The organism is Sinorhizobium sp. CCBAU 05631 (assembly GCF_002288505.1).
Taxonomy (GTDB): Bacteria; Pseudomonadota; Alphaproteobacteria; order Rhizobiales; family Rhizobiaceae; genus Sinorhizobium; species Sinorhizobium fredii_C.
Genome location: NZ_CP023064.1, coordinates 844,780 through 869,113, shown reverse-complemented (window position 1 = coordinate 869,113; position 24,334 = coordinate 844,780). Strand labels below are relative to the sequence as shown.

Below are 24,334 nucleotides of genomic sequence, written 5' to 3'. Positions count from 1 at the left end.
GATGGAAGCGCCGCTGAAGGGCATAAAGGTTCTCGAACTCGCCCGCATCCTCGCCGGTCCGTGGATCGGCCAGACGCTCGCCGATCTCGGCGCCGAGGTCATCAAAGTGGAAAGTCCGGCCGGAGACGACACGCGCAGCTGGGGGCCACCCTTCGTCGAAGGCGAGGGGGGCGAGAAGCTCGATGCCGCCTATTTCCATGCTTGCAATCGGGGAAAACGCTCCGTCGTTCTCGACTTCACGACGGAGGAGGGGCAGGAGGCCGTGCGCCGGCTCGCGGCGCAGTCCGACGTCGTTCTCGAAAACTTCAAGGTCGGCGGGCTCGCCAAATACGGGCTCGACTATCAGAGCCTCAGACAAATCAATCCGCGGCTGATCTATTGCTCCGTCACCGGCTTCGGCCAGGACGGGCCCTACGCTCATCGCGCCGGCTACGACTATATCATCCAGGGCATGAGCGGCATCATGGACCTGACCGGCGAACCGGATCGAGAGCCGCAGAAGATCGGCGTGGCCTTTGCCGACATCTTCACCGGCCTCTATGGCGTCATCGCCGTGCAGGCGGCCCTGGCGCAGCGGGAGCGCACCGGAGAAGGCCAACAGATTGACATGGCTCTGCTCGACTGCATGACCGGCGTGCTCGCCAATCAGGCGCTGAACTTCCTCGTCTCCGGCAAGGCGCCGCGGCGGCTTGGCAACGCCCATCCGAATATTGCGCCCTACCAGGTGTTCCCGACCTCGGATGGCCACCTGATCGTCGCGGTCGGCAACGACCGACAGTTTATCAAGTTCTGCGACCTGCTCGGCCGTCCCGACCTTGCCGCCGACGACCGCTACCGCACGAATGCGGGCCGTGTTCAGCACCGTGACAGCCTGACGCCGGAACTCGCCGCGAAAACCCAAGACTTTACCCGGGACGCCCTGCTCGCCAAGCTAGAAGCGGCCGGCGTGCCGGGCGGGCCGATCAACACGGTTGCCGACGTCTTTGCCGATCCTCAGATCGTCCATCGGCGGATGCGGGTCGAGACGCCGCATACGGGTGCGGCGACCGGCACGTCGCCGGGTGTCAGAGCACCGGTCCGGTTTTCCGGCGCAGCGCTGGCCCTGGAGCGCGGCGTGCCGCGTCTAGGCGAGCATACGGCTGAAGTGCTGGCGGAAATTGGAATGGGCGCGCGCGGCCCGGAGAAGGGATGAGGTCGTACAGACTTGCCCTGATTTTGCACGCGCGTGTCTTGATTTGCCCCTCTCCTCGGGTTTAGCCCGGGTACTAACCCTCTCCCCGTCTTGCGGGGAGAGGGAGCTTGAGAGGCGCCGCGAGTCTCCTTCGCCCCGCGTGCGGGGAGAAGGTGGCCGGCAGGCCGGATGAGGGGCAGAATTTTAGCCCTTCAACGCCCTATCAAAAACGCGCGACAGCCGCTCCGCAAAGGCGCGCGGATCCTCCGGCTTGTCGCCGTCCAAAACCCGCGCCTGATCGAGAAGCAGTTTCACTGCGTCCTCTCGGAACGAGCCTTCTTCCGCCGGGCAGTCAGCTAGGGCGGCGATCAGGTGATGCCCGGGATTGATTTCGAGCACAGGCTTTGCCGCTCCTTCGATACGCCCCGCACCTTGCAGCATCTTCTGCAGCTGACGGTCCGGACCGTGTTCCGGCGCCACGAGGCAGACGGCGCTTTCCGTCAGGCGGTCGGAAGCTCTCACATCCGAAACCGCTTCGCCGAGCGTCGCCTTGGCAAAGTCCACGAACTCGGTGACGGCGGGATTCGCCTCGGACGAGGCGGCTTCTGAGTCCTGCCTCGCGATTCCGGCGAGGTCCGCGGCGCCCTGGGTGATCGACTTGAACGGCTTTCCCTCGAAATCAGGCGCCGTCGTCACCCAGAAGCTGTCAACCGGATCCGTCAAGAGCAGCACGTCGATACCGCGGGCGCGAAATCCCTCGAGCTGCGGAGACGCCTTAAGCTGGGCGAGGTTGTCGCCGGTGAGGTAGTAGATCGCCGACTGGCTTTCCTTCATATCCTTGACGTAGTCGCTCAAGGCGCGCGGCTTTTCATCGCCGGCAGTCGTACGGAATCGGGAAAGAGCCAGCAGCTGACTCCGCCGCTCGAAATCCTCGTAGATGCCTTCCTTGATGACGCTGCCGAAGTTCTCCCAAAGCGTGGTGAAGGTCTCCGGCTCGCCCTCCGCGAGCTTTTCAATGCTCGTCAGCACGCGATTCGTCAGGCCCTTGCGGATGCTCGCAAGCAGCGGGCTTTCCTGGATCATCTCGCGCGACACGTTGAGCGGCAGATCGGCGGTGTCGACGAGGCCGCGCACGAAGCGCAGGTAGCGCGGCAGCAACTCCGCCTCGTCGGTGATGAAGACACGCTTCACATAGAGCTTCATGCGGCCCTTGCGGTCCGGGTCGAACAGGTCGAAAGGCTTCGAGCCGGGAACGAAGGCGAGCGCCGTATATTCGTGGCGCCCCTCTGCGCGGAAGTGGACGGTCACCGCCGGCTCGTCGTACTGCCCGGCAACGCCGCGGTAGAAGTCCGTGTAGTCTTCCTTGCTGATGTCGCTCTTCTGCTTGGTCCACAGCGCCGTACCGTCGGCAACCTGTGCAGGCTCGGCGCCTGGCTTCTCGACGATCGAGATCGGTACCGGCACGTGCCCGGACTGATCCTTGACGATCCGCTCGACGGTCCAGCGCGAGGTGTAGGTTCTTGCGTCCTCCATAAGATGCAGCGTGATGCGGGTGCCGCGCGCCGGCGCATCGGCGAGCTCGACGGCGGAGACCGTGTAGCTGCCCTTGCCGTCCGACGCCCAATGCCAGGCCTTGTCGGCGCCGGCGCGGCGGGAAACGACGTCAACATTGTCGGCCACCATGAAGGCCGAATAGAAGCCGACGCCGAACTGGCCGATCAGCTGCGCGCCGTCCTTGCCCTGTGCCGCCTCGATCCGCTCCATGAAGGCGCGGGTGCCGGAGCGGGCGATCGTGCCGAGCGATTCGACCAGCTCGTCGCGGCTCATGCCGATGCCGTTGTCCTCGACGACCAGGCGGCCGTTCTCCTCGTCCAGCGTTAGCGTGATGCGCGGAGCGGGATCGCTGCCAAGCAGTTCCGGCGCGACGATCGCCTCGTAGCGCAGCTTCTCGCAGGCGTCCGCGGCATTCGAAATCAGTTCGCGGAGAAAGACGTTCTTGTCGGAATAGACCGAGTGCACCATCAGATGCAGCAGTTTCGCCACATCGGCTTCGAAGACATGTTTCTCGACGGACATTTCGACGTCACTCATCGTGCTGCGGGCCTCCTGGGATTAGCTGACTTCGACGGGCCAAAGCGAGCCGACGGATATTCATCCTGCTTCGGTTTTCGCCCCAATTGGCAAGGCGCAGCGTGAATTTCAAGAGCCGGAAGGTTCCGGCAATGCGATGAACCGAGAGGTGCAGCTCGAAAGGTCAGATATTGCCCATACAGAGATATTTCATCTCGAGATAGTCTTCGAGGCCGTGGCGCGAACCCTCGCGGCCGATCCCGGACTGCTTTATTCCGCCGAAGGGGGCTGCCTCGGAGGACATGCGACCGGTATTGATGCCGACCATGCCGTATTCCAGCGCCTCGGCCACATGCCAGACCCGCTTGAGATTCTCCGCATAGAAATAGGCGGCGAGACCGTAGATCGTGTCGTTCGCCTCGGCCACCACCTGCTCGGCGGTCTCGAAGCGGATGATCGGGGCGATCGGCCCGAATGTCTCCTCCTGGGCGACGCGCATGTCGTGCGAGATGCCGGTGAGAACCGTGGGCGCGAAGAAGGTCCCGTTCGTGCCGATTCGCTCCCCGCCGCAGCGCAGTTCGGCACCCTTGGCGAGGGCGTCGGCGACATGCGCCTCGATCTTCTCGATCGCATGGCCATCGATCATCGGACCGATGGTGATGCCGGGCGAAAAGCCGTCGCCAACGCTGAGCTCGCGTACCCGCGCGACAAATTTCGCGGCGAAGGCGTCGTGCACCGCCGATTGCACATAGATGCGGTTTGCCGAAACGCAGGTCTGCCCGGCATTGCGGAACTTCGCCTGAACCGCGCCGTCAACCGCCTCGTCTATGTCGGCGTCGTCAAAGACGATGAAAGGGGCGTTGCCGCCGAGTTCGAGGCTGACCTTCTTGATCTGGTCGGAGCATTGCCGCATCAGCAGGCGGCCGACTTCGGTCGAACCGGTGAAGCTGATCTTGCGGACCTTGGGATTGCTGCAGAGTTCGCGCCCGATCGGCGCCCCCTCCGAAGCGTAGAGCAAATTGAGCACGCCTTCTGGAAAGCCGGCCTTCTCGGCGAGCACGAACATCGCACCGGCGACGAGTGGCGTCTGTTCCGCAGGCTTCAGGACGACGGCGCAGCCGGCGGCAAGCGCCGGTGAAATCTTGCGGGCGACCATCGATGCCGGGAAATTCCAGGGCGTGATTGTGCCAACGACGCCGACCGGCTGCTTGATGACGAGCATGCGACGGTCGTTGGCAGGGGCAGGAAAGGTTTCGCCATAGACGCGTTTCGCCTCCTCCGCATACCACTCGACATAGGAAGCGGCGTGCAGCACTTCGCCCTTCGCCTCGCCGAGCGGCTTGCCCATCTCGGCCGTGAGAATGGCAGCGAGATCGTCGACATGCTCGACGATCAGGTCGTGCCAGCGGCGCAGGATCGCGCTTCGGTCCTTGGCAGGCTTTCCCGCCCAGAGCGGCTGGGCGCAGGCGGCCGCATCGATTGCGGCATGGGCGTCCTCGATCTCCATGTCGGGCAGCGTCGCCAGCAATTCGCCGGTCGAAGGATTGAAGACATCGAAGGTCGGGCCGTTCCACTCGGAGGCGGCCCGGGTCACCCGATCGAGCGTTGCGAATTGGTCCGCTGCGCGAAGGTGCTTGGTGAGTGCGGGTGTCAGGGCCATGGCGCGTCCTCCGGCGAGGCGGGCCACGGCTCAGCAAGCCTCGCTCTTTGTTTTGTTGCGGGGCACGCGTCCGCGCGCCCCAAGCCGGTGTCGGACGAGCGCGATAGCGGTCGGCCGGCGTGCCGTCAACCGCGCGCTTCGACGATCGATGCTTCGAGGATATCGAGCGCTTCGGCGAAGACTTCTTCCTGGATGGTGATCGGCGCCAGGAAGCGGATGACATTGCCGTGGACGCCGCAGGTGAGCAGGATCAATCCCTTTTCGAGGGCGACGAGGCGGGCCTTGTTGGCGAACTCCGCGCTCGGCAGGTTCGGTTTCGCGTCATTGAATTCGACGGCGTTCATGAAGCCGGGGCCGCGGATGTCGGCGATCTCCGGCGCCTTTTCGCGGATCTCGGCAAGGCGCTGCTTGAGCCGGTTGCCGAGCTGGTTTGCCCGCTCGCAAAGCTGCTCTTCCTCGATGACGTCGAGCACGGCGTGGGCGGCTGCGATGCCGATCGGATTGCCGCCATAGGTGCCGCCAAGGCCCCCCGGGCCCGGCGCGTCCATGATCTCGGCGCGGCCCGTCACCGCCGCGAGCGGAAAGCCGCCGGCGAGGCTCTTCGCCATCGTCGTCAGATCCGGAGCAACGTCATGATGCTGCATAGCGAAGAGCTTGCCGGTGCGGGCAAAGCCGGTCTGGACTTCGTCGGCGATCAACAGGATGCCGTGCTGATCGCAAATCTCGCGGAGTGCCTTCAGGAACGCGGTCGGGGCCGGATAGAAGCCGCCTTCGCCCTGAACCGGTTCGAGGATGATAGCCGCGACGCGGCCCGGATCGACGTCGGCGGCAAAGAGCTTCTTCAGCGCTGCGATCGACTGCTCGACGCTGACGCCGTGCAACTCGATCGGGAAGGGGGCATGGAACACGTCGGCTGGCATCGCGCCGAAGCCGACCTTGTAGGGCACGACCTTGCCGGTCAGCGCCATGCCCATGAAGGTGCGGCCATGGAAGCCGCCGCCGAAGGCGATGATGGCCTGGCGTCCGGTTGCGGCGCGGGCGATCTTCACCGCGTTTTCGACCGCCTCGGCGCCGGTGGTGACGAAGATCGTCTTTTTGGCGAACGTGCCGGGGGTGAGCGCATTCAGCCGCTCTGCCAAGTGAACGTAGTTCTCATAGGGAACGACCTGATGGCAGGTGTGGGTGAAGCGATCGAGCTGCGCCTTGACGGCAGCGATCACCTTCGGATGGCGGTGTCCGGTATTGACCACGGCGATGCCGGAAGCGAAATCGATAAAGCGATTGCCTTCCTTGTCCCAGATCTCGGCATTTTCGGCGCGCTCGGCATAGATCTGCGTTGTCATCCCCACGCCGCGGGAAATGGCGGCATTCTTGCGTTCGGTCAGGCTGGTCATCGTCGCTGTCCTGTCTGGATTCAGAGATATATTGCATTTTTTCTGCAACTTTTCTCCGGAAGTGGTACATCTTTTGACATGGAAAGCAAATCAAATTTGGTGATGGAGCGAGCAGGCCTAGTGATGGCCGCTTCTTGTAAATCCGCGGGGCGCGCCGCTAGATTGCCGAAAACTGTGCACGACGGGGAATCGCGCCGTCTTCGGCGTCGGAAGGGACGGATCTAGATGAGCGGGCCGGACAATATTCGCTACAAGGTGGCCGAAGCGGCAAGGCTCGCCGGCGTCTCGGCTTCGACGCTGCGTCTTTGGGAAACCCAAGGGCTCGTGGTGCCCGGCCGTTCGGCGACCGGCCATCGGCAATATACCGAGGCCGACCTGGCGCGGTTGAAGCGCATTTCCTGGTTTCGCGCCGAGCGCGGCCTCAACCCGGCGGCAATTCGCGAGGCGCTGGAGGCCGAAGGCGCGGCGAACGACCACGCCAGGCCCGGGCCGTCGGCGGAAGCCAATGCCGACCTCCAGGTCGGGCGCAAATTGAGAAGCCTCAGGCATGCGGCGGGCAAGACACTGGAACAGGTGGCCGGCGATGTCGGCATCGCGCCATCGGTACTCTCGACGCTCGAACGAACCTCCCAGGGCGTCTCGATTGCCGTCTTGCACAATCTCGCCGAACATTTTGGCACCACGGTCTCGAGCCTCTCGGGTGAAGAGGAGCCGCAGGCACGCGCGCTTGTCCGCGCCGGCGAATGGCGCAATTGGCCGCGTACGACTCCAGGCGTGACGGTGCAACTGCTTGCCGAGGGTAAGAACCAGATGGACTGCCACCGCTTCATACTGGCGCCCGGCGCCTCGAGCGAGGGAGCCTATCGGCACGAAGGCGAGGAGTTCGTCTATGTGCTTTCCGGTCGCGTCGAGTTCGTGCTGGATTCGGATCAGTTCTACGACCTGCATCCGGGCGACTCCCTCTATTTCGAGAGCCGCCGCCGCCATGCCTGGTCGAACCGCCACGACGGCGAGACCGTGCTGCTGTGGATCAATACGCCGCCGACTTTTTAGGCGGCTTGGCAAAGAGTTACGGCGGCGACTTCAGGTAAGTAGGCGTACCGCTGCTGCATCTTATTTGGCGTAGTGCCAAGATTCTTGCAACCAACTCAGATCTCGTCTCTCGTTGCAGGCGAAACACACTTCTGCGCGTTCCGATGCCTCCACCGGAATGCTTGCGCGACGCGTGCCAAAGTTTGGCCCTATTCGGCTATACAGTCGCCGACCACCGCCTTAACTATTTTTCATATACCTGAACTCACCGCTCTTCCGAAGAGCATCTGGCGAAGCTGCGGCAAAAATCATACCGGCAAGGGATGCCGCCAAGAAGAATCCCGCAAGGTTTTACTCTGGGGATGTTCATGCAGATTGCGCGCGACCGGCAGCTGGACGGCCTAAGAGCCATCGCCGTTTCATTGGTTCTCTACGCGCACTTCTTCGCCGACGGATCCCATCTGGGACATATCGGGGTACGATTGTTCTTCGTTATGAGCGGTTTCCTGATCACCCGGTTGCTGCTCGAAGCGCGCGCTGATGCTCGCTTCGAAACTGCTGCGGCCCTCAAATCCTTCTACGTGCGCCGGGCGCTGCGCATCTTTCCTCCGTACTTCGCGGTGCTAGGCTTCGTTTGGCTGATCGGTTTGGAAGGGTCCAAGCAAGTGCTCGCCTGGCACGCGCTCTATCTTTCGAACTTCTGGTATGCGCTGCAGAACGAGTGGAACCCTTGGGTGCTCTGTCATACCTGGAGCCTGAGCATCGAGGAGCAATTCTACATTGTCTGGCCGCTGGCCGTGCTTATGGCGCCCAGGCGCTCGGTCGCCGCTATCTGTCTCGGCGTAATCGCCCTCTCGCTCGCCTACCGCTTCTATTGGCCCTTGACCGGGACGCCGTCGCTCGCGCGCGACTTGTTGCCGCCGGCCTCGATGGACGCGCTGGCGGTCGGCGCGCTTCTGGCCACCAGACGATCAAGCAGAGAAGCTTGGCCTCGATGGGTTGAGCGAAGCTGGGTGCCGCTTATGGCCATTTCCCTGATCCTCCTATGGTCTCGCCCGACGTCGAAGCCGCCGCTCCTGGAGTGGCTAGCCTGGATGGGGCTCGAGATCCTTCCGCTCCTGCCGCTGGCGCTGCTCGTCGGCAATTGCCCGCGCGGGATCGGAGGCACTTTTGGCCGCCTTCTCGGATGGGGGCCGATGGTCGCCCTCGGCCGCATCAGCTACGGCATCTATCTTTACCATGCGATCGTGCTTGCCCTTGTCGTCAAGGCGCAACCCATCATTCCCGTCAATGTTTCGGAGCAGGGGCCGGGGCGGCTCCTGGTCGCCGGCGCCGGTACGCTGATCCTTGCTTCGATTTCCTGGATCGCCTTCGAGCAGCCGCTCAACGCGCTAAAACGCCACTTCCCCTATGTTCGCCGCGGAAGCGGGAATTCGGAAGGCGCCGCGTATCGGCCCGCGCCGGGTGAGCGCACTGGGGCCTTCCAGGGCTCGGAGGTGCAATAAACATGAGCCGAACCATGCCCAGCCAATTGGTGTCCGTCCTGCTGCCCGTCTACAATGGCGAACCCTACCTCGCTGCAGCGCTCGAGAGCATTCTGTACCAGGACTACAAACACCTTGAAGTGATTGCGATCGACGATGGATCGACGGATCGTTCGCTGGAGATCCTCGAGACTTATCGAAAAGGGGATGGTCGCCTTTCCATTCTTTCGCGGGAGAACCGCGGCCTGATTGCGACCTTGAACGAGGGACTGGCGCTCGCAAACGGCGAGCTCGTGGCGCGGATGGATGCCGATGACGTTGCCTATCCGTCGCGCATCTCCCGACAGGTCGCGCTATTTGCCGAAGAGCCTCGGCTTGCCTTGTGCGGCTCAGGCGTCGATACGCTTATCGGCACACGCATCATCCGCGGGAAGCCTAGCCCGATATACCGGCGGGAAAGCATGCGCATCCTGTCGATGTTTTTCACCCTCTTCCTCCACTCGACCGTCGTCTACAATCGGAAAGCAATCCCCGAAAGTTTTCTCGTCTATGATCCGGACTATCCGCATGCGGAAGACTTCGATCTGTTCCGTCGGATCGCCGACTGTTGTCCGGCCGCGATGATCGACGAGCCACTGGTTGCCTACCGCATCCATGGCAACAGCGTGACGAGCAAGCACCAGCGGCGCATGCGTCACACGCACTTGAAGATCGTCGCTGAAAACCTTGAACGGGATGGTCTTTTCGATGATGCCAGCCCGCTTCGCGAGATCGGAGCCGCGGTGACGAGGCAGACGATCGCGGCCGTTTCCGAATTCATGCTCTCGCTGGAACGCAGGATTTCCACCTGCCCGGCCGAGACACGCAAGGCCTACGAAGACGGCATCCTGTGCTTCTTCTACTTCCTCTATCAGATGATCGTCGATGAAGAACGGCCGGAACTGACGCACGATTTCCTGACACGGACGGGGAAATGGCAGCTCATTCGGCGCCGGGAGCGGTACGGCCTGCTCGCCGGCGCGCGTGCACCCTGGTGCAGCCGACTCTCCATGGCCGCGACCAGGAAAGTGGATTGGCTGGCGCGTTATATGCAATCCGTTCCAGCGGCGACGATCCTTCCTCAACATGGCGCGGTGTGAAATGGCGCTTGAACGTACGCTGGAACCGAGGACGAACCTTTGCGCTGCTGGGGCGCGGACGAGGCCTTACGCGAGCTTCATCGTCTGTACGCGGAACCGCGTACGGGCGCTTAAGGCCTGTATCCGTTCGATAGAGGCGGCTCGCAGCGCTTACCCCGCCGTCACTAGCGAACTCGTGGTGGTCGACAACGGATCGACGGACGACACACCGCTCGAGCTGCGCCGCATCGCCGCGTCTTCAAATATGACGATCACGCTCGTCACCGAGCCGCGCCTGGGCCTTGCGGCCGCGCGCAATGCGGGATTGGAGCGGGCCGGCGGACGGATTCTGGTGTTCGTAGATGATGACTGCGAAATTGATCGAGCCTATTTGCGTGACCTGGAACGGCATTACGTAACCGGCGACCAGCGCGTTGTTCGCGGCGGCCGCGTCGAGCTCGGCAACGCCTGCGACCAGCCTTTCACAATCAAGCGGTCGAAGATCGCTGCCCGCCTGACCCGCGATGTCCATCCCGGCGGCTTCGTCCTCGGCTGCAACATGACCATGCACCGCGAGGTCGCTGCTCTTATCGGCCACTTCGACGAACGCTTCGGCGCGGGCACGCCGCTCCATTCCGCCGAGGATACCGACTATCTCGTGCGTGCCTTTCAACTCGGCATCCCCGTCGAATACGTCCCGGACATGACGGTGTTTCATCACCACGGACGAACGTCCCGCGCTGCGATCGAAAAGCTCCACCGAAGCTACAGCCTGGGCAACGGAGCGCTTTGCCTGAAACATCTCTTCAAAGCGCCGTGGCTTCTCCGGCATTTCTGTTGGACGGTCAGATCGGCATGTGGCCAGGTCTTTGGCGGTCCCCGTTTCGATCCTGAACTCCAACTGTCCCATTGGCCGATCGTGTCCATGAACCTGTTGGGCGCCGCGAAATTCGCCTATCTCGTTGTGGCAAGCCGGGCCGCGCCGACCGAGCTGCAGCCGGTCGAGGAGAGGACAGCTGAGCTGGAGCGGAGCCGATGATTGTGCGCTTCCTCATGCCAGGCCTGCAGTTTCTGCGTGACGCGCTCGGGCGCCAATTGCACCTGCTTCCATTAGTCGTGGTGCTCGGACTCGCAAGCGCGGCGCTCGAAGGAGCCGGCATCGGTCTCATCATCCCGATGCTCGGGATTATCGCCGGCAGCGACGATTCCCCCGCTCTGAGCGGTATCTCGGCGATCTTCCAGCAGGTGGGATCGGAGCTGGACAAAGGCGACAGGCTGCTGGCACTCGCGGCTGCGATCCTTGCGCTGATCGTCCTTAAGAACCTCCTCGCCTTCGCGAACACCGTACTCACCAATTTTATCTACGGAAAGGCGAGCCATTCGACCCGCAGCGCATTGGCCAATCAGCTCTTGCGTATAGGCTACCCATTCTTCCTGCAACAGAACCCCGGCCGGCTGCTCAACATCATCTCGAATGAATCCTGGCGGGCCTCGGACGCGATCCAGACCGTGCTCGCCGCCGTGGTGAACGCGTCCGCCGCGGTGATCCTGTTGGCCTTCCTGCTGCTTCTTTCCTGGCAGATGACGCTTTTCGTCGCGCTCGGTCTGATCCTTGTCCAGATAGCGCATGCGGCACTATCGGCGACCCTGAGGGGCCCTAGCCGCAATGTGACCTCCTTCAACAGCGAGCTTGCGGCGCGGATGCTGCATCTCGTTCATGCGGGACGGCTGATCCGCGTTTTCGGGCAGGAAGGTCGCGAGAAGGCGGCGTTCGACACGGCCTCCGATTCCGTGCGCCATGCGGCTTTCGTCTTGCAAACGCGACAGGGCATCCTGCCGCCGCTGACGGAAGTACTGCATTCCGCGCTTTTCCTGGGGGCGGTCGTGAGCGCCTGGTCCGTCGGCGTGAGCTTCCCGGTAATCGTTGCCTTCGTCGTGCTGCTCTACCGGCTGCAACCGCATGTGCGAGCCTTGCAAATGTCCTGGAGCCAAATCCAGGGCTGGAGCGGATCGCTCGAAGAAGTGCGCTGGCTCTTGGATTCGTCTGACAAGCCGAAACCCCCGGCCGGGAGCGAACCGGTCGAGGGCCTGCACCGGGACATCGCATTCGATCGGGTGACCTTTAGATATCCGGGCTTGGAAGCGCGCCCCGTCGTGTTGCGCGCCGCCACCTTCGCGATCCGCATGGGCCGTTCGACGGCCCTCATAGGCCGATCGGGCGCCGGCAAGACGACGATCGTCAACCTCCTGTGCCGCTTCGTCGACCCGGACGAAGGCCGGATCCTCATCGACGGCGTGCCGCTCGATCAGATCGATCCGGCGCAATGGCGGCGCCAGATCGCCGTCGCCAGCCAGGACCTGGAACTCGTCGATGGCAGTATTCATGAAAACATCACCTACGGTCAGGAGGCGACGGCCGCGGAAGTCGAGCGAGCGGCCAAACTGGCCGAAGCGCACAGCTTCATCGAAATGCTGCCGCAAGGCTACGAGACTGTGGTCGGCTATCGGGGAGCGAGTCTTTCGGCCGGGCAACGCCAACGCATCGCGCTTGCGAGGGCGCTGGTGCGCGATCCAGCGATCCTGATTCTCGATGAGGCGACGAACGCCGTGGATGGACTGTCGGAGGCGGCAATCGTCGAGACGCTCAAGCTGCGCGCCGGCCGGCGCACGACCATCGTCATCAGCCATCACAGAAGCACGATTTCCTTTTGCGACGACGTCGTGGTTCTCGGAAGCGGCCGCGTGAAAAGTCAGACGCCGCTCGCCGACGTCGCCTCGCTCAGCATGGATCAGCTCTACGAGCATGAGGCGCCGCTGGAGCGGCTGGACTAAAATAAAGCCGCGCGCCGTCAGTCCGGGTGCGCGGCTTCCGCCTTCCTGTCTGGCAATGCGCCGTCAGGCTGCCTTGGCGTAGCGCTTGGCCATTTCCGGGAGCCGCAGCACCCGGATCTTCGATGCTTGGCCGGCCGCGCGGAAGGCCTCGAAGCGCTCCTTGCAGACTTCGGTCATATGCGCGATGGCCGGCTTCAGGTAGTTGCGCGGATCGAAATTGTCCGGATGTTCGATATGGTGCTTGCGGATCTCGCCGGTGAAGGCGAGCCGGAGGTCCGTGTCGATATTGACCTTGCGGACGCCGAGCGGGATGGCCTTCTGGATCTCGGATACCGGCACGCCCCAGGTCTTCTTCATCTTGCCGCCATAGGCGTTGAACAATTCCTGCAGGTCGGCGGGCACCGAGGATGATCCGTGCATGACGAGGTGGGTGTTCGGAAGCCGCTTGTTGATCTTGGCGATCGTCTCGATCGAAAGGATTTCGCCATCCGGCTCGCGCGTGAACTTGTAGGCGCCGTGGCTGGTGCCGATCGCCACCGCCAGAGCATCGACGCCGGTCTTGGAGACGAAGTCGAGGGCCTGGTCGGGGTCGGTCAGCAATTCTTCACGCGAAAGCTTGCCTTCGAATCCGTGTCCGTCTTCCTTGTCGCCGGCGCCGGTTTCGAGGTTGCCGAGGCAGCCGAGTTCGCCTTCGACCGAAACGCCCGCCGCATGAGCGATCTTCACCACTTCGGCCGTGACTGCCACATTGTAATCGTAGCTGGCGACGGTCTTGCCGTCCTTTTCCAGCGAGCCGTCCATCATCACCGATGTGAAGCCGTTGGTGATCGCCGAAATGCAGGTCGAAGGCTGGTCGCCGTGGTCGAGATGCAGACAGACCGGGATATGCGGATATTCTTCCGCCGCACCGAGGATCAGGTGACGCAGGAAGGCGTCGCCCGCATAGGCACGCGCGCCGCGGCTTGCCTGAAGGATCACCGGGGAGTCGGTCGCATCGGCGGCGCGCATGACCGCCTGGATATATTCGAGATTGTTCACATTGAAGGCCGGCAGCGCGTAGTCGTTCTCCGCCGCATGGTCGAGCAGTTGCCGCAATGTGATCAATGCCATTCGAAATCTCCCTGATGCTGGTGCGCCTCACTCCAGGCGCCGTGAATGAAGCGGCCCACGCGCCGCCACGGTGCGGGCTCGTTCGCCGGCGACGCGGCAGCGTGCGCGCGCGCTCCGATGCCTCCGAACCGGCTTAGCGGCCCAAGTCAGAGGCACAATAGTTGATGAGGACCTTTTGGCAACCGGAACGATGGGCGGGGCGGACAGTTGATTGACGTGCGTCAGAGGAATTTGCTGTGGATGAAAAGCCCTCATGCGAAAAATCGGGGCATTCGCTTTCTGGTTGGTGGTGGCGTCCGCGGAGAAATCCGGTGGGAACGGCGCTTTCGTCGTGCCTGTTCTCTCCTTGTCTCGATCCGTCGCCTGGTTGCGGGTGTCTTCGGCCGGCAGCACGCAATGCGCGCATCCCGCAAAAAGATTGCGAAAGGCGATCAGAATTTTTCCGCATATTACGTAAAGTGCCATATCTATTCATGAAGTTTGCACGGAGTCTTATTTCGCCCTGTCAACAGAGCGCGGGCTCGTTCTCTCTTTCTGATCTAAATCGTTGCAGTTGCGGGTTTCCGGCGCATAATTCGTTGGCTGGACAGGTCTAACAGGCGATGGAATCCCCCGCAAGGGCGCGATGCAACTAAAGCGATTATCAGAGTTTCGTTTTATAAAGGAGGATGCAAAATCGCCTTGCCTTTGGTGAGGATTTGCACTTCTCTCCTGCGATCAACCACACTCAAAACGAGGGGAAGGAGAAGAAAAATGGCTTCAATGAAACTCAACCTCAGCGCTGCCGCGCTCATCGGCTCGCTGCTTATCGGTGCAAGCCCGGCGCTCGCTGAAGCTGTGTTGCATCGCGGTAATGCCGGCGAGCCGCAGACGCTCGACCAGGCGCACACCTCCATCAACATCGAGGAATTCATCCTCAAGGATCTCTATGAGGGCCTGACGATCTACGATGCCGCCGGCAAGATCGTGCCGGGTGCTGCGGAAAGCTGGGAGCTTTCCGATGACGGCGTCGTCTATACGTTCAAGCTGCGCGCCGATGCCAAGTGGTCCGACGGCTCGCCGGTGACTGCCGAGGACTTCGCCTTCTCGTTCCGCCGCGTCGAGGATCCGAAGACGGCCGCCGAGTACGCCAACATTCTCTTCCCGATCAAGAACGCGGAAAAGGTCAACAAGGGCGAGGTGCCGGTCGACCAGCTCGGCGTGAAGGCCGTCGACGAAAAGACGCTCGAAATCACGCTTGAGCGGCCGACGCCCTTCTTCCTGGAACTGCTGGCGCACCAGACGGCGCTGCCGGTCAGCAAGGCGAGCGTCGAGAAGAACGGTGCCGACTTCGTCAAGCCGGGCGTGATGGTCTCGAACGGCGCCTTCCGCTTGACGGCGCACGTGCCGAACGACAGCCTGACCGTCGAGAAGAATGCGAGCTATTGGGATGCCGCCAACGTCAAGCTCGACAAGGTGATCTTCTACCCGATCGACGATCAGGCGGCCTCGGTGCGTCGCTTCGAGGCGAAGGAAATGGACCTCGCCTACAACTTCTCGGCCGATCAGATCGAGCGGCTGCGCAAGTCCTATGGCGACCAGGTGCATGTCTCGCCGACGCTTGCGACCTATTACTACGCCTTCGACACGCGGCAGGAGCCCTATAACGACGTCCGCGTCCGCCGGGCGCTGTCGATGGCGGTCGACCGCGACTTCCTCGCCAAGGAGATCTACAGCGGCTCGCAAATTCCTTCCTACTCGATGGTACCGCCGGGCATCGAAGGATACGGCGAACCGGCCAAGGCAGACTTTGCGGAAATGTCGCAGCTCGACCGCGAGGACAAGGCGATCGAACTGATGAAGGAGGCCGGCTACGGCGAGGGCGGCAAGCCGCTGAACATCGAGATCCGCTACAACACTAACCCGAACCACGAACGCGTGGCGACGGCGGTCGCCGACATGTGGAAGAACACTTTCGGCGCCAAGGTCTCGCTGGTGAATCTCGACGTCTCGTCGCACTACGCCTACCTGCAGGAAGGCGGCAAGTTCAACGTCGCCCGCGCCGGCTGGGTCGCCGACTATGCGGACGCCGAGAACTTCCTGGCGCTGAGCCTCAGCACCAACAAGACCTTCAACTATGGCCACTTCGAAAACGCCGAGTTCGACGCGTTGATGAAGAAGTCCTATGAAGAACAGGATCCGGCGGCGCGCTCGAAGATTCTCCACGAAGCCGAGACCCTGCTGATGAAGGAGCAGCCGATTGCGCCGTTCCTCACCCAGGCGGACCTGTGGCTCGTGTCGAGCCGCGTCAAGGGCTGGCAGGACAATGCGCCGAATGCGCATTTGAGCAAGTTCCTCTCGATCGCCGAGTAACGAAATGAGGCGACGCGCGGGAGCCCGCGCGTCGCCTCCGGAGCCACGTCCATGATCTCCTTCGTCCTTCGCCGGCTGGCGAGTGCGGTGCCGACGCTGTTCATCGTCGTCACGATATCCTTCTTCCTGATGCGGTTTGCCCCCGGTGGCCCCTTCAATCTCGAGCGCCCTCTTCCTCCATCGACGATGGAGAACCTGATGAGGACCTATCATCTCGACCAGCCGCTTTGGCGCCAATACCTGATCTATCTCAGCAATGCGGTAACCGGCGACTTCGGCCCGAGCTATATCTACCATGACAACAATGTCGCGCAGCTAATCGGCAAGGGCCTGCCCTATTCGATGGAGCTCGGCTTCTACGCGCTGATACTTGCCGTCGTCGGCGGCGTAATCGCCGGCACGATCGCCGCGCTGAGGCAGAACAGTTTTCTCGATTTCGCCGTGATGTCGATTTCGACCGTCGGCGTCACCGTGCCGAATTTCGTTGTCGGTCCCGTCCTGACCCTCATCTTTGCGATCATGCTGTCGTGGCTCCCGGCCGGGGGCTGGGGCGACGGGTCGTTCCGCTTCCTGATCCTGCCGATGATCGCATTGGCCCTGCCGCAGCTCGCCGTCTTCGCACGGCTTACGCGCGGCTCGATGATCGAGGCGCTTCACACGGATCACATTCGAACGGCCAAGGCCTACGGGTTGCCGTCCCGCGTCGTCGTCGTCACCCATGCGATGCGCGGCGCCATGCTGCCGGTTGTTTCCTATCTGGCCCCTTGCGCGGCGGCACTGCTCACCGGTTCCGCGGTCGTCGAGACGATCTTCACCATTCCTGGCGTCGGCCGCTACTTCGTGCTCGGCGCGATCAATCGCGACTATACGCTCGTCATGGGCACGGTGGTCCTCATCGCCATCTTCGTCATCGTCTTCAATCTTCTGGTCGATATTCTCTACGGCCTGCTCGATCCGAGGGTTCGCCATGACTGATATCGTTCAGGTCCCGGCGGTCTCGCCGGAGACAAAAGGGCGCAGCCTCTTCCAACTCGCGGCGCTGCGCTTCCGCCGCAACCGCGCCGCCATGGCGGGCTGCGTCATGCTGGCACTGATCGCGCTCTTCTCCTTCGTCGGGCCGTTCTTCTCGCCGCACAGCTACGATCAGGTCTTCCCCTCTTATGTGTCGATCGGCCCAAGCCTCGAGCCGCGTCCGGATACCTCGACGCTGCAGGAAGTCATGGAGAATGTCGCGGCGCGCGCCCGCGTGACGCTCGAGGAGTTCCACGTCGAGGGCGAAGCCTTCACTGCCACGGTCACCTCCGAGCAACCGATCGATCCGCGCGCCACGCGCTACTTCGATAGGGCCAACGAGTTCGAAAACACCAAGGTCGTCGCGACCGAGGACGATGGTCGCAGGCTGAAGGTCGAGGGCCAGGTCGATCGCGAATATTTCCCGTTCGGCACGGACTCCAACGGCCGCGACCTCCTTGTCCGCGTCATGCTGGGCGGCCAGATCTCGATTGCGGTCGGCCTGCTCGCCAGCCTCGTCTCGCTCGGCATCGGCGTCGTCTACGGGGCGACCTCCGGCTATATCGGCGGGCGCGTCGACAACGTCATGATGCGCTTCGTCGAGATTCTCTATTCGCTGCCCTTCGTCTTTCTCGTCGTCGTTCTGGTCGTCTTCTTCGGCCGCAGTTTCATCCTGATCTTTCTGGTGATCGGCGCCGTCGAGTGGCTGGACATGGCCCGTATCGTGCGCGGCCAGACGCTTGCCCTGAAGCGCCGCGAATTCGTGGGTGCGGCGCAGGCGCTCGGACTGACCGACTGGCAGATCATCCGCCGGCACATTATTCCGAACACCATCGGCCCGGTGATCGTCTTCGTCACCGTCGTGGTGCCGAAGGTGATCCTGCTCGAGAGCTTCCTGTCGTTCCTCGGCCTCGGCGTGCAGGCGCCGCTGACGAGCTGGGGCGCGCTGATTTCCGAAGGGGCAAACAACATCCAATCGGCGCCCTGGCTGCTGATATTCCCGGCCATCTTCTTCGTCGTCACGCTGTTTTCGCTGAACTTCGTCGGCGACGGCCTGCGCGATGCGCTCGATCCCAAGGACCGCTGACATGGCAGACACCAAGGATTCCATTCTCGCCGTCCGCGGCCTCAAGGTGGATTTCTCTACCCCGGACGGCACGGTCGAAGCGGTCAAGGGCATCGATCTCGAGGTCAATGCCGGCGAAACGCTGGCGGTCGTCGGCGAATCCGGCTCGGGCAAGAGCCAGACGATGATGGGCATCATGGGGCTCCTGGCGAAGAACGGCACGGTTGCCGGATCGGCGCGCTACCGCGGGCAGGAACTCATCGGGCTGCCGCCGAAGGCCCTCAACGACGTGCGCGGCTCGAAGATCACCATGATCTTCCAGGAGCCGATGACCTCGCTCGACCCGCTCTATACGATCGGCCGGCAGATCGCCGAACCGATCGTCCATCACCGCGGCGGCACGTTCAAAGAGGCGAAGAAGCGCGTGCTGGAACTTCTGGAGTTGGTCGGCATTCCCGAGCCCGGGCGTCGCATCGGCAACTATCCGCACGAGCTTTCCGGCGGCCAGCGTCAGCGGGTGATGATCGCCATGGCGCTTGCCAACGAGCCGGACATCCTGGTCGCCGACGAACCGACGACCGCACTCGACGTCACCATCCAGGCGCAAATCCTTCAACTGCTGAAATCGCTGCAGAAGCGCTTCGGCATGGCAATCGTGCTGATCACCCACGACCTCGGCATCGTCAAGCACTTCGCCGAGCGCGTCGCCGTGATGCGGCGCGGCGAGGTGGTCGAGCAGGGGAGCACGACTGAGATTTTCGAGCGACCCAAGGCGGACTACACGAAGATGTTGCTCGCCGCCGAGCCGAGCGGCCGCAAGCCGGCGCCGCCGGGCCACGCGCCGATCATTCTCGAGGGCCGCAACGTGGCGGTCGAATACGCTATCGGCAAAGGCCTGTTCGGCGGCTCGTCCTCCGTCTTCCGGGCGGTCGACGGCGTCAACCTGCGCCTGAGGCAGGGCCAGACGATCGGCATCGTCGGCGAGTCCGGTTCGGGAAAATCGACGCTCGGGCGGGCGCTGCTGCGATTGCTGCCGAGCAACGGCTCCTACCGCTTCGGCGCGACCGACATTTCCGGTTTCGACCGCAGCACGATGCGGCCCCTGCGCCGCGAGCTCCAGCTCGTCTTCCAGGATCCCTACGGCTCGCTCTCGCCGCGCCTGACGATCGGCGAGATCATCACCGAGGGCCTCTATGTGCATGAGCCGGGGCTCGGCCGTGCGGAGCGCGACCGGCGCGCCATTGCCGCCTTGAAGGAGGTGGGCCTCGATCCCGCCTCGCGCAATCGCTACCCGCACGAATTCTCCGGCGGCCAGCGCCAGCGCATCGCCATCGCCCGGGCGATGATCCTGAAGCCGAAGGTGGTGATCCTCGACGAGCCCACCTCGGCGCTCGACCGCTCGGTACAGGGCCAAGTGATCGAGCTGCTGCGCGACCTGCAGCGCAAGCACGGCCTTTCCTACATCTTCATCAGCCACGATCTTTCCGTGGTGAAGGCGATGTCGGACTATGTGATCGTCATGAAAAACGGTCGCATTGTCGAAGAGGGGGAAACGGACGCGATCTTCGAAGCGCCGAGGGAGCCTTATACCAAGACGCTGATCGGCGCCGCCTTCAACGTGTGAGCAGGCGACGGTCTGACGGTTCGTCCTCGGCGACGCAAATTGCCGCAAGGTTCCGGTCGGAGATCACGACAGCGCCGTGCGTCTTATCAGATGCGCAAAGGTCGCTGCAGCACTTTGAATCCCTGCATGTCTTTGTCCCTAAAGCGCGTCGCGTTTAAACGTGTTCACGCGGCGCGCTTCAGGTCTTTGTTTTTGTGCATGTCGTCATCCCAAAACCGCTGCACACTTCTGGGCGACATGCACCAAATCGAGGTCGATTCAAGGAGACATGCAGCGCCTCGGCGCGAGTTCGACTCGCGCCGACTTGAGCGATGGTGGAAACATCCACCGCAGGTCAGGCCCGCGTCCGTGCGGGCCGAGACGATACGGATTGCCCTTCGCGGTGAAGCCGCCCCGTCCTACTTCATGAATTCGCGGATTTTGTAGGCGACCTCGGTACGATTGGTCGCGTTCAGTTTCTTCATGATGTTGCGAATGTGGACCTTAACCGTGCTTTCGCACAGGTCCATTTCATAGGCGATGATCTTGTTGGGCTTGCCACGTTGCAATGCCTCGGCGACTTCGATCTCGCGGGGCGTGAAGAAGGTGTCGGAACAACGCGCGCCGTTGACGGCGGAGTTGATCGTTTCGCGCATCGTCAGGATGCTGCTCGCCGGAACGAAGACACCGCCGGCGCGTGCGAGCGCAATCGCCTCCGCCGCGACATTGATACCGACATTGCTTGGAATGTATCCGCGGGCACCGCACTCCAGCGCCTTGAGGATTTGGCCGAGTTCGTCGGTTTCGGCAACGACGATCACCGGGCTGAACTTGAACTTCTCGGCGAGGTTCTCGATCTTCTCGCAGACTTCCTGTTCGCCGATCTTGCTGCCGCCAACGATCAGCAGCACGGCGGACGGATCGGCGTGCAACTTGCGGGCGCGCCACTCGTCGAACGAACCGACCGTCACGATGCTGAGCGTCGGATCATAGTCCAACAAGCTCTTGGCTAGGCACTCCCTGTCCAGGGCGCGTGGATCGATGAGCAGGATGTAGTCCGCATCCTCCGGATGGTCAGTCACGTCCGGGTCAGTCAAACCTGGAGGCGATTGACGGTCGAGCGGCACTTGAAAGGTTGCAGGGCTGTTCGTTACGGTTCTTCCGACAGTCGCTGAGAGAATATACATATATAGTACTCCAATTCGTTCTTAAATATAAGAATAATTCAACAATTAACGGGTATCGTCGCTCACTATTACTACCGATTCGTCAGTCTTTTCGGCTGCTTCGCGATCAGCTCATGTCTGGGTGCTCAAGGGGGTGCGCCGGATGGATGCACCTGATAATGCCTCAAGTCGCCCCACCATCGCGCACACTCTCTCTTCGGTCTGCACGATTGTACTTTAGAATATATCAGGCAACCGATGGTTGGGAATATTACCCAAGATAGTTAGGCTGGTGATAAATCGGGGGAGTGTTGCCTAGCCCCCGTGGGGGATTCTCCCGCTCAGGTGCTGTGAAAGGCGAACAAAATCAATGCCAATGCCGGGATTTCAAGCATTGGACTCAGATCCGGGATGAAAGGCTCACGGTCTCACTGATGCGGAAGCGGTGAGTGCGGCGCGTCGGTCGTGGCGCTGGATGCTGCTTCCACCAGCAGTCTTGACCGGCTGCGCGCCTAGCAGGGCAGTTTCGAGCCCGCGCACGCCAGATCGCGCTCGCGAGACGATCTCATCCCGCGCCGTCGGATCGATCCCCTGGCGTGCAGCTTCCGCCAAGGCGACTGCCATCTGCCGGACCGGCATGTCACCGGCAGCGAAGCGGTCCGGTTGCCCTGTAAAGCTGAAGAAGCCCTCGACCTTTTCGTCCCATGCGAGCCCGATCTGCGGCACGCCCAGCGAATAGGCGGCAATGCATGCGTGAAGTCGATGCGCCATAATCACCTGCATCGCGGCAATCGTATCGACGAGCTCCTCGGGTCGGGTCGGACGCGGCGCCAGGCTGAGCCTGTCTTGGGCGACACAGCGGGCGAGGTCCGGCGCGCCGAGGAGTCGCCTTGCAAACGCCTGGTCTTCCTCGGCGCCATTGCTGAAGAGGCGGACATTGTAGCCGTCATCGAGCAGCAGCTTGATGAGTTCCTGATATTCACCCGGACCGCGGAAAGGTATGGTCGACCGGCCCTGTGTCGCGTGCCTGTGGAGGATGAGCGGGTCGGTCACACAGACGCCAATGGTCATGGTCCGCGCCGGTTCACGTCCGTAGTGTCTTGCCAGAAGATCGATGGCCAGGAGGCCGGGATCGGGGACGATCTCGGCGTGCGGGCCGGCGGGAAAATGTTGCGCCCAGTTCCTGGCCGCGATGCGGTCGCGAACGGAGACATGAACCACACGCGCCAGTTCAAGCCTGCGAAACAGCTCGTCGGCGCGCGGCGACCATTGGCGTCCGACCCCGACCGCATAGATCGCGAGCGGCTTTGCGCTGCGCCGCACGCAATCGAGAACGGTTGCGACCTTCAGGGGAAAGTTCAGGTCATCGTCCTGAAAGAGATTGCCGCCGCCGATCACCACGGCGTCGGCGTCGTCTATCAACGCCTGCCAACGATCGCGCAAGTTGCCGAGCTTTCCGGCAAGCCCGCGCGAAACCGCGGTGCGCCGGAGAAAGGAGGGAAGCGTCTGGAGAGCCCGAAGGAACAGACGCCGCCTGGCATTGTTGCTCTCTCCAAAAGCGCTCCGCCCTGCGAGGTCTATCGTCTCGACGGTGAGTTCATCGGATCCGCGCATCAGTTCGCCCTCGAGGCATTGTGCCAACAGGCCGTCTCCGAGGTTCGCACTGTATTTGACGTTGAAGACGAGGACCTTCATGACAGGCTTCCCGAATGTCGCCGTCCCGACGCGCCGGCTAGGTGCGCCCGAGCGGGCTGCGTCATCGTGACGCGAGGATAGGTGAGGGCCGAGATGCTGCCGGCAAGGATGTAGAATGTCAGGCCGAGATCGTAAACCGTGCCTGAAATGAGCGATGTCGTCAGCCCTGCGACCAACCCGGCCTTTGCCGCACGCACCACCGACGCCGTTTCCCCGTCGCCGCTCGGCGCCTTCGGCATTCTGGACCGGAGAGTGGCGGCGACAAAGAGGCAGAATGCCGCCGTCCCCGGGACCCCGACGTTCGAGAGGAGCACGAGCAGATAGCTCGATGCGCGAGCGCTTCCAAGCCCGGCGCCGAGCCCGGAAGTGTCCAGAAATGTCTGGTAGGCGGCGGCGTTCCAGGCCATGCGCTCCCGACCAGACTGACTGTCTGCCTTGGACAGCAGGATCTCGTCGAGGAACTGATTGATGGACTCGGCGGTGGCCGGGAAGAGGGTTATGGTCATCATAAGGGCGAGGGGCATCAAGGCGGCCACGGCGAGGAGGAAGCCGGTGCGCCCCGCTCGCCGGGAACCGAGCGCGGATGCGACCGAGCGCGACCAGAGAAACGGGACGACGACGGCGAGGCCCACGAGGGCCGTCGCGGACGTGGACAGCACCAATGCGACAAGCAACGCCGCCGCCATCGGTCCGGTCACGCGCGAGCGGATACGGTCGAGCCAGAGGCTGGCAATGGCCGCGAAGAGAACCAGTGTGTAGTCGGCGAAGGCCGACGCCTCGGGAAAGGCGCCGGAAATCCGCTTGAAGCCACCCTTCTCGGAGGCCGTCAACAGCGCGTAGTTGGCCGTCCGGACGAACTCCAGGAGTTGCTCCGTGCCGGTGAAATAGGTCAGGACGTCGGCGACGGCAAAGCCGAGATTGACGGCGGCAACGATCAAGAGAACGTTGACCAGATGCGCGGACGCAGCGGTCCGGCGGATATACGCGTAGCAAAGGCCAAAACAGACAGCACCGCCGAGCGCGTAGATTGCTTGCGTTATGTTGCTGGACGAAAAGCGAAGGGGCACGTGGGCGACGATGCTGCGCGCGCCGACCGAACGCTCGACGGTCAGTACATCGATCGTACCCTGGAACAGGCGCGGCAGGAGGATCGCGGTCATCAGCCCGAACATCGTCAGCACCAAGAGCCAGAACCCCGCCTTTGGTGGGGCGTAGGCCGCAAGCACCGGCCCTTCGCCATAGGCCATGAAGATCCTGGCGCAAAAGAAGAGCAGAAAGACGTTGGGCACAAGCACGGACGCGCCGCCAAGGGCAGGCAGGTTGAACGCAGCCGCGGAACCGAGTGCCGTCGATATGACCATGAACGTAAAGGCCCAATGGACCGGTGCGAACAAGACGCCCAGTCCTACAATCACCGTGATGACGCCGATCAGTTCAAAGTTCATTGCCAAGATCCGGTTGTGCCAGGATCGTAGCAAAGGCTGTTACGCGCGTATTTACGCCCGCGGTTACGCCTTTCGTATAGCCGCTCGACCCGATTTGGTAGTGGATGGCCGCGACGGGCTTGCGC

General features: G+C 62.6%; 17 protein-coding genes. 10 read left to right on the top strand and 7 right to left on the bottom strand.

The genetic code is table 11. From position 1 onward, the window contains the following. The first annotated feature begins 1 nt into the window (after position 1). The gene (locus SS05631_RS23565) at positions 2-1,192 is read left to right on the top strand and encodes a CaiB/BaiF CoA-transferase family protein (protein ID WP_037417197.1); all 1,191 of its coding nucleotides are present in this window, start codon (positions 2-4) and stop codon (positions 1,190-1,192) included. A gap of 183 nt (positions 1,193-1,375) precedes the next feature. On the opposite strand, the gene htpG is transcribed toward SS05631_RS23565, so the two are convergent. The 3 genes from htpG to SS05631_RS23550 all read right to left on the bottom strand — a co-directional run bounded on the left by htpG (position 1,376) and on the right by SS05631_RS23550 (position 6,295). Then, positions 1,376-3,262 carry a molecular chaperone HtpG gene (htpG, locus tag SS05631_RS23560; RefSeq protein ID WP_037417200.1) on the bottom strand — a complete coding sequence of 629 codons (1,887 nt, stop codon included), beginning with the start codon at positions 3,260-3,262 and terminating at the stop codon, positions 1,376-1,378. Positions 3,263-3,425: 163 nt separating this feature from the next. Beyond that, positions 3,426-4,901, bottom strand: coding sequence for an NAD-dependent succinate-semialdehyde dehydrogenase (locus SS05631_RS23555; RefSeq protein ID WP_037417203.1), 1,476 nt, complete (start codon positions 4,899-4,901; stop codon positions 3,426-3,428). Between the two features lie 125 nt (positions 4,902-5,026). Beyond that, positions 5,027-6,295 carry a 4-aminobutyrate--2-oxoglutarate transaminase gene (locus tag SS05631_RS23550; protein ID WP_037417206.1) on the bottom strand — a complete coding sequence of 423 codons (1,269 nt, stop codon included), beginning with the start codon at positions 6,293-6,295 and terminating at the stop codon, positions 5,027-5,029. A 225-nt stretch (positions 6,296-6,520) separates the two neighbouring features. Between SS05631_RS23550 and SS05631_RS23545 the strand changes: the two genes are divergently transcribed. From SS05631_RS23545 to SS05631_RS23525, 5 genes are all read left to right on the top strand, one after another. Next, positions 6,521-7,348 carry a MerR family transcriptional regulator gene (locus tag SS05631_RS23545; protein ID WP_037417208.1) on the top strand — a complete coding sequence of 276 codons (828 nt, stop codon included), beginning with the start codon at positions 6,521-6,523 and terminating at the stop codon, positions 7,346-7,348. 347 nt (positions 7,349-7,695) lie between these two features. Next, positions 7,696-8,832 (top strand): acyltransferase, encoded by a 1,137-nt coding sequence (locus SS05631_RS23540; RefSeq protein ID WP_037417312.1) that lies wholly within the window; start codon positions 7,696-7,698, stop codon positions 8,830-8,832. A gap of 14 nt (positions 8,833-8,846) precedes the next feature. After that, entirely contained in the window at positions 8,847-9,950 is a 1,104-nt protein-coding gene (locus SS05631_RS23535; RefSeq protein ID WP_037417315.1) for a glycosyltransferase, read from the top strand. Position 9,951: 1 nt separating this feature from the next. Next, a complete protein-coding gene (locus SS05631_RS23530; RefSeq protein ID WP_037417211.1) occupies positions 9,952-10,968 on the top strand; it encodes a glycosyltransferase in 1,017 nt (338 codons plus the stop codon). Next, complete coding sequence (locus tag SS05631_RS23525; protein WP_037417318.1) at positions 10,968-12,761, top strand: ABC transporter ATP-binding protein; 1,794 nt, start codon at positions 10,968-10,970, stop codon at positions 12,759-12,761. The genes SS05631_RS23530 and SS05631_RS23525 overlap by 1 nt, the downstream gene beginning before the upstream one ends. A 63-nt stretch (positions 12,762-12,824) precedes the next feature. Here the strand turns inward: SS05631_RS23525 and fba are convergent, their stop codons facing one another. Then, positions 12,825-13,871, bottom strand: a complete 1,047-nt coding sequence (gene fba, locus SS05631_RS23520) for a class II fructose-bisphosphate aldolase (RefSeq protein WP_037417213.1) — start codon at positions 13,869-13,871, stop codon at positions 12,825-12,827. Between the two features lie 753 nt (positions 13,872-14,624). On the opposite strand from fba, the gene SS05631_RS23515 reads away from it, so the two are divergent. From SS05631_RS23515 to SS05631_RS23500, 4 genes are read left to right on the top strand one after another with little or no spacing between them, the layout of a single operon-like run. Beyond that, entirely contained in the window at positions 14,625-16,223 is a 1,599-nt protein-coding gene (locus SS05631_RS23515) for a peptide ABC transporter substrate-binding protein (RefSeq protein WP_050988219.1), read from the top strand. A 51-nt stretch (positions 16,224-16,274) separates the two neighbouring features. Then, positions 16,275-17,198: an oligopeptide ABC transporter permease OppB gene (oppB, locus tag SS05631_RS23510; RefSeq protein ID WP_037384901.1), complete on the top strand. Its 924-nt coding sequence runs from the start codon at positions 16,275-16,277 to the stop codon at positions 17,196-17,198. Next, entirely contained in the window at positions 17,191-18,321 is a 1,131-nt protein-coding gene (locus tag SS05631_RS23505) for an ABC transporter permease subunit (protein WP_037417216.1), read from the top strand. The genes oppB and SS05631_RS23505 overlap by 8 nt, the downstream gene beginning before the upstream one ends. 1 nt (position 18,322) lies before the next feature. After that, complete coding sequence (locus SS05631_RS23500; RefSeq protein WP_037417219.1) at positions 18,323-19,924, top strand: ABC transporter ATP-binding protein; 1,602 nt, start codon at positions 18,323-18,325, stop codon at positions 19,922-19,924. A 398-nt stretch (positions 19,925-20,322) separates the two neighbouring features. Here the strand turns inward: SS05631_RS23500 and SS05631_RS23490 are convergent, their stop codons facing one another. The 3 genes from SS05631_RS23490 to SS05631_RS23480 all read right to left on the bottom strand — a co-directional run bounded on the left by SS05631_RS23490 (position 20,323) and on the right by SS05631_RS23480 (position 24,209). Next, positions 20,323-20,985 carry a response regulator transcription factor gene (locus tag SS05631_RS23490; protein ID WP_234819625.1) on the bottom strand — a complete coding sequence of 221 codons (663 nt, stop codon included), beginning with the start codon at positions 20,983-20,985 and terminating at the stop codon, positions 20,323-20,325. Between the two features lie 504 nt (positions 20,986-21,489). Continuing rightward, a complete protein-coding gene (locus SS05631_RS23485; protein ID WP_050988220.1) occupies positions 21,490-22,764 on the bottom strand; it encodes a polysaccharide pyruvyl transferase family protein in 1,275 nt (424 codons plus the stop codon). Continuing rightward, positions 22,761-24,209: a hypothetical protein gene (locus SS05631_RS23480; protein WP_050988221.1), complete on the bottom strand. Its 1,449-nt coding sequence runs from the start codon at positions 24,207-24,209 to the stop codon at positions 22,761-22,763. Before SS05631_RS23480 ends, SS05631_RS23485 begins: the two co-directional genes overlap by 4 nt. Between the last annotated feature and the right edge of the window lie 125 nt (positions 24,210-24,334).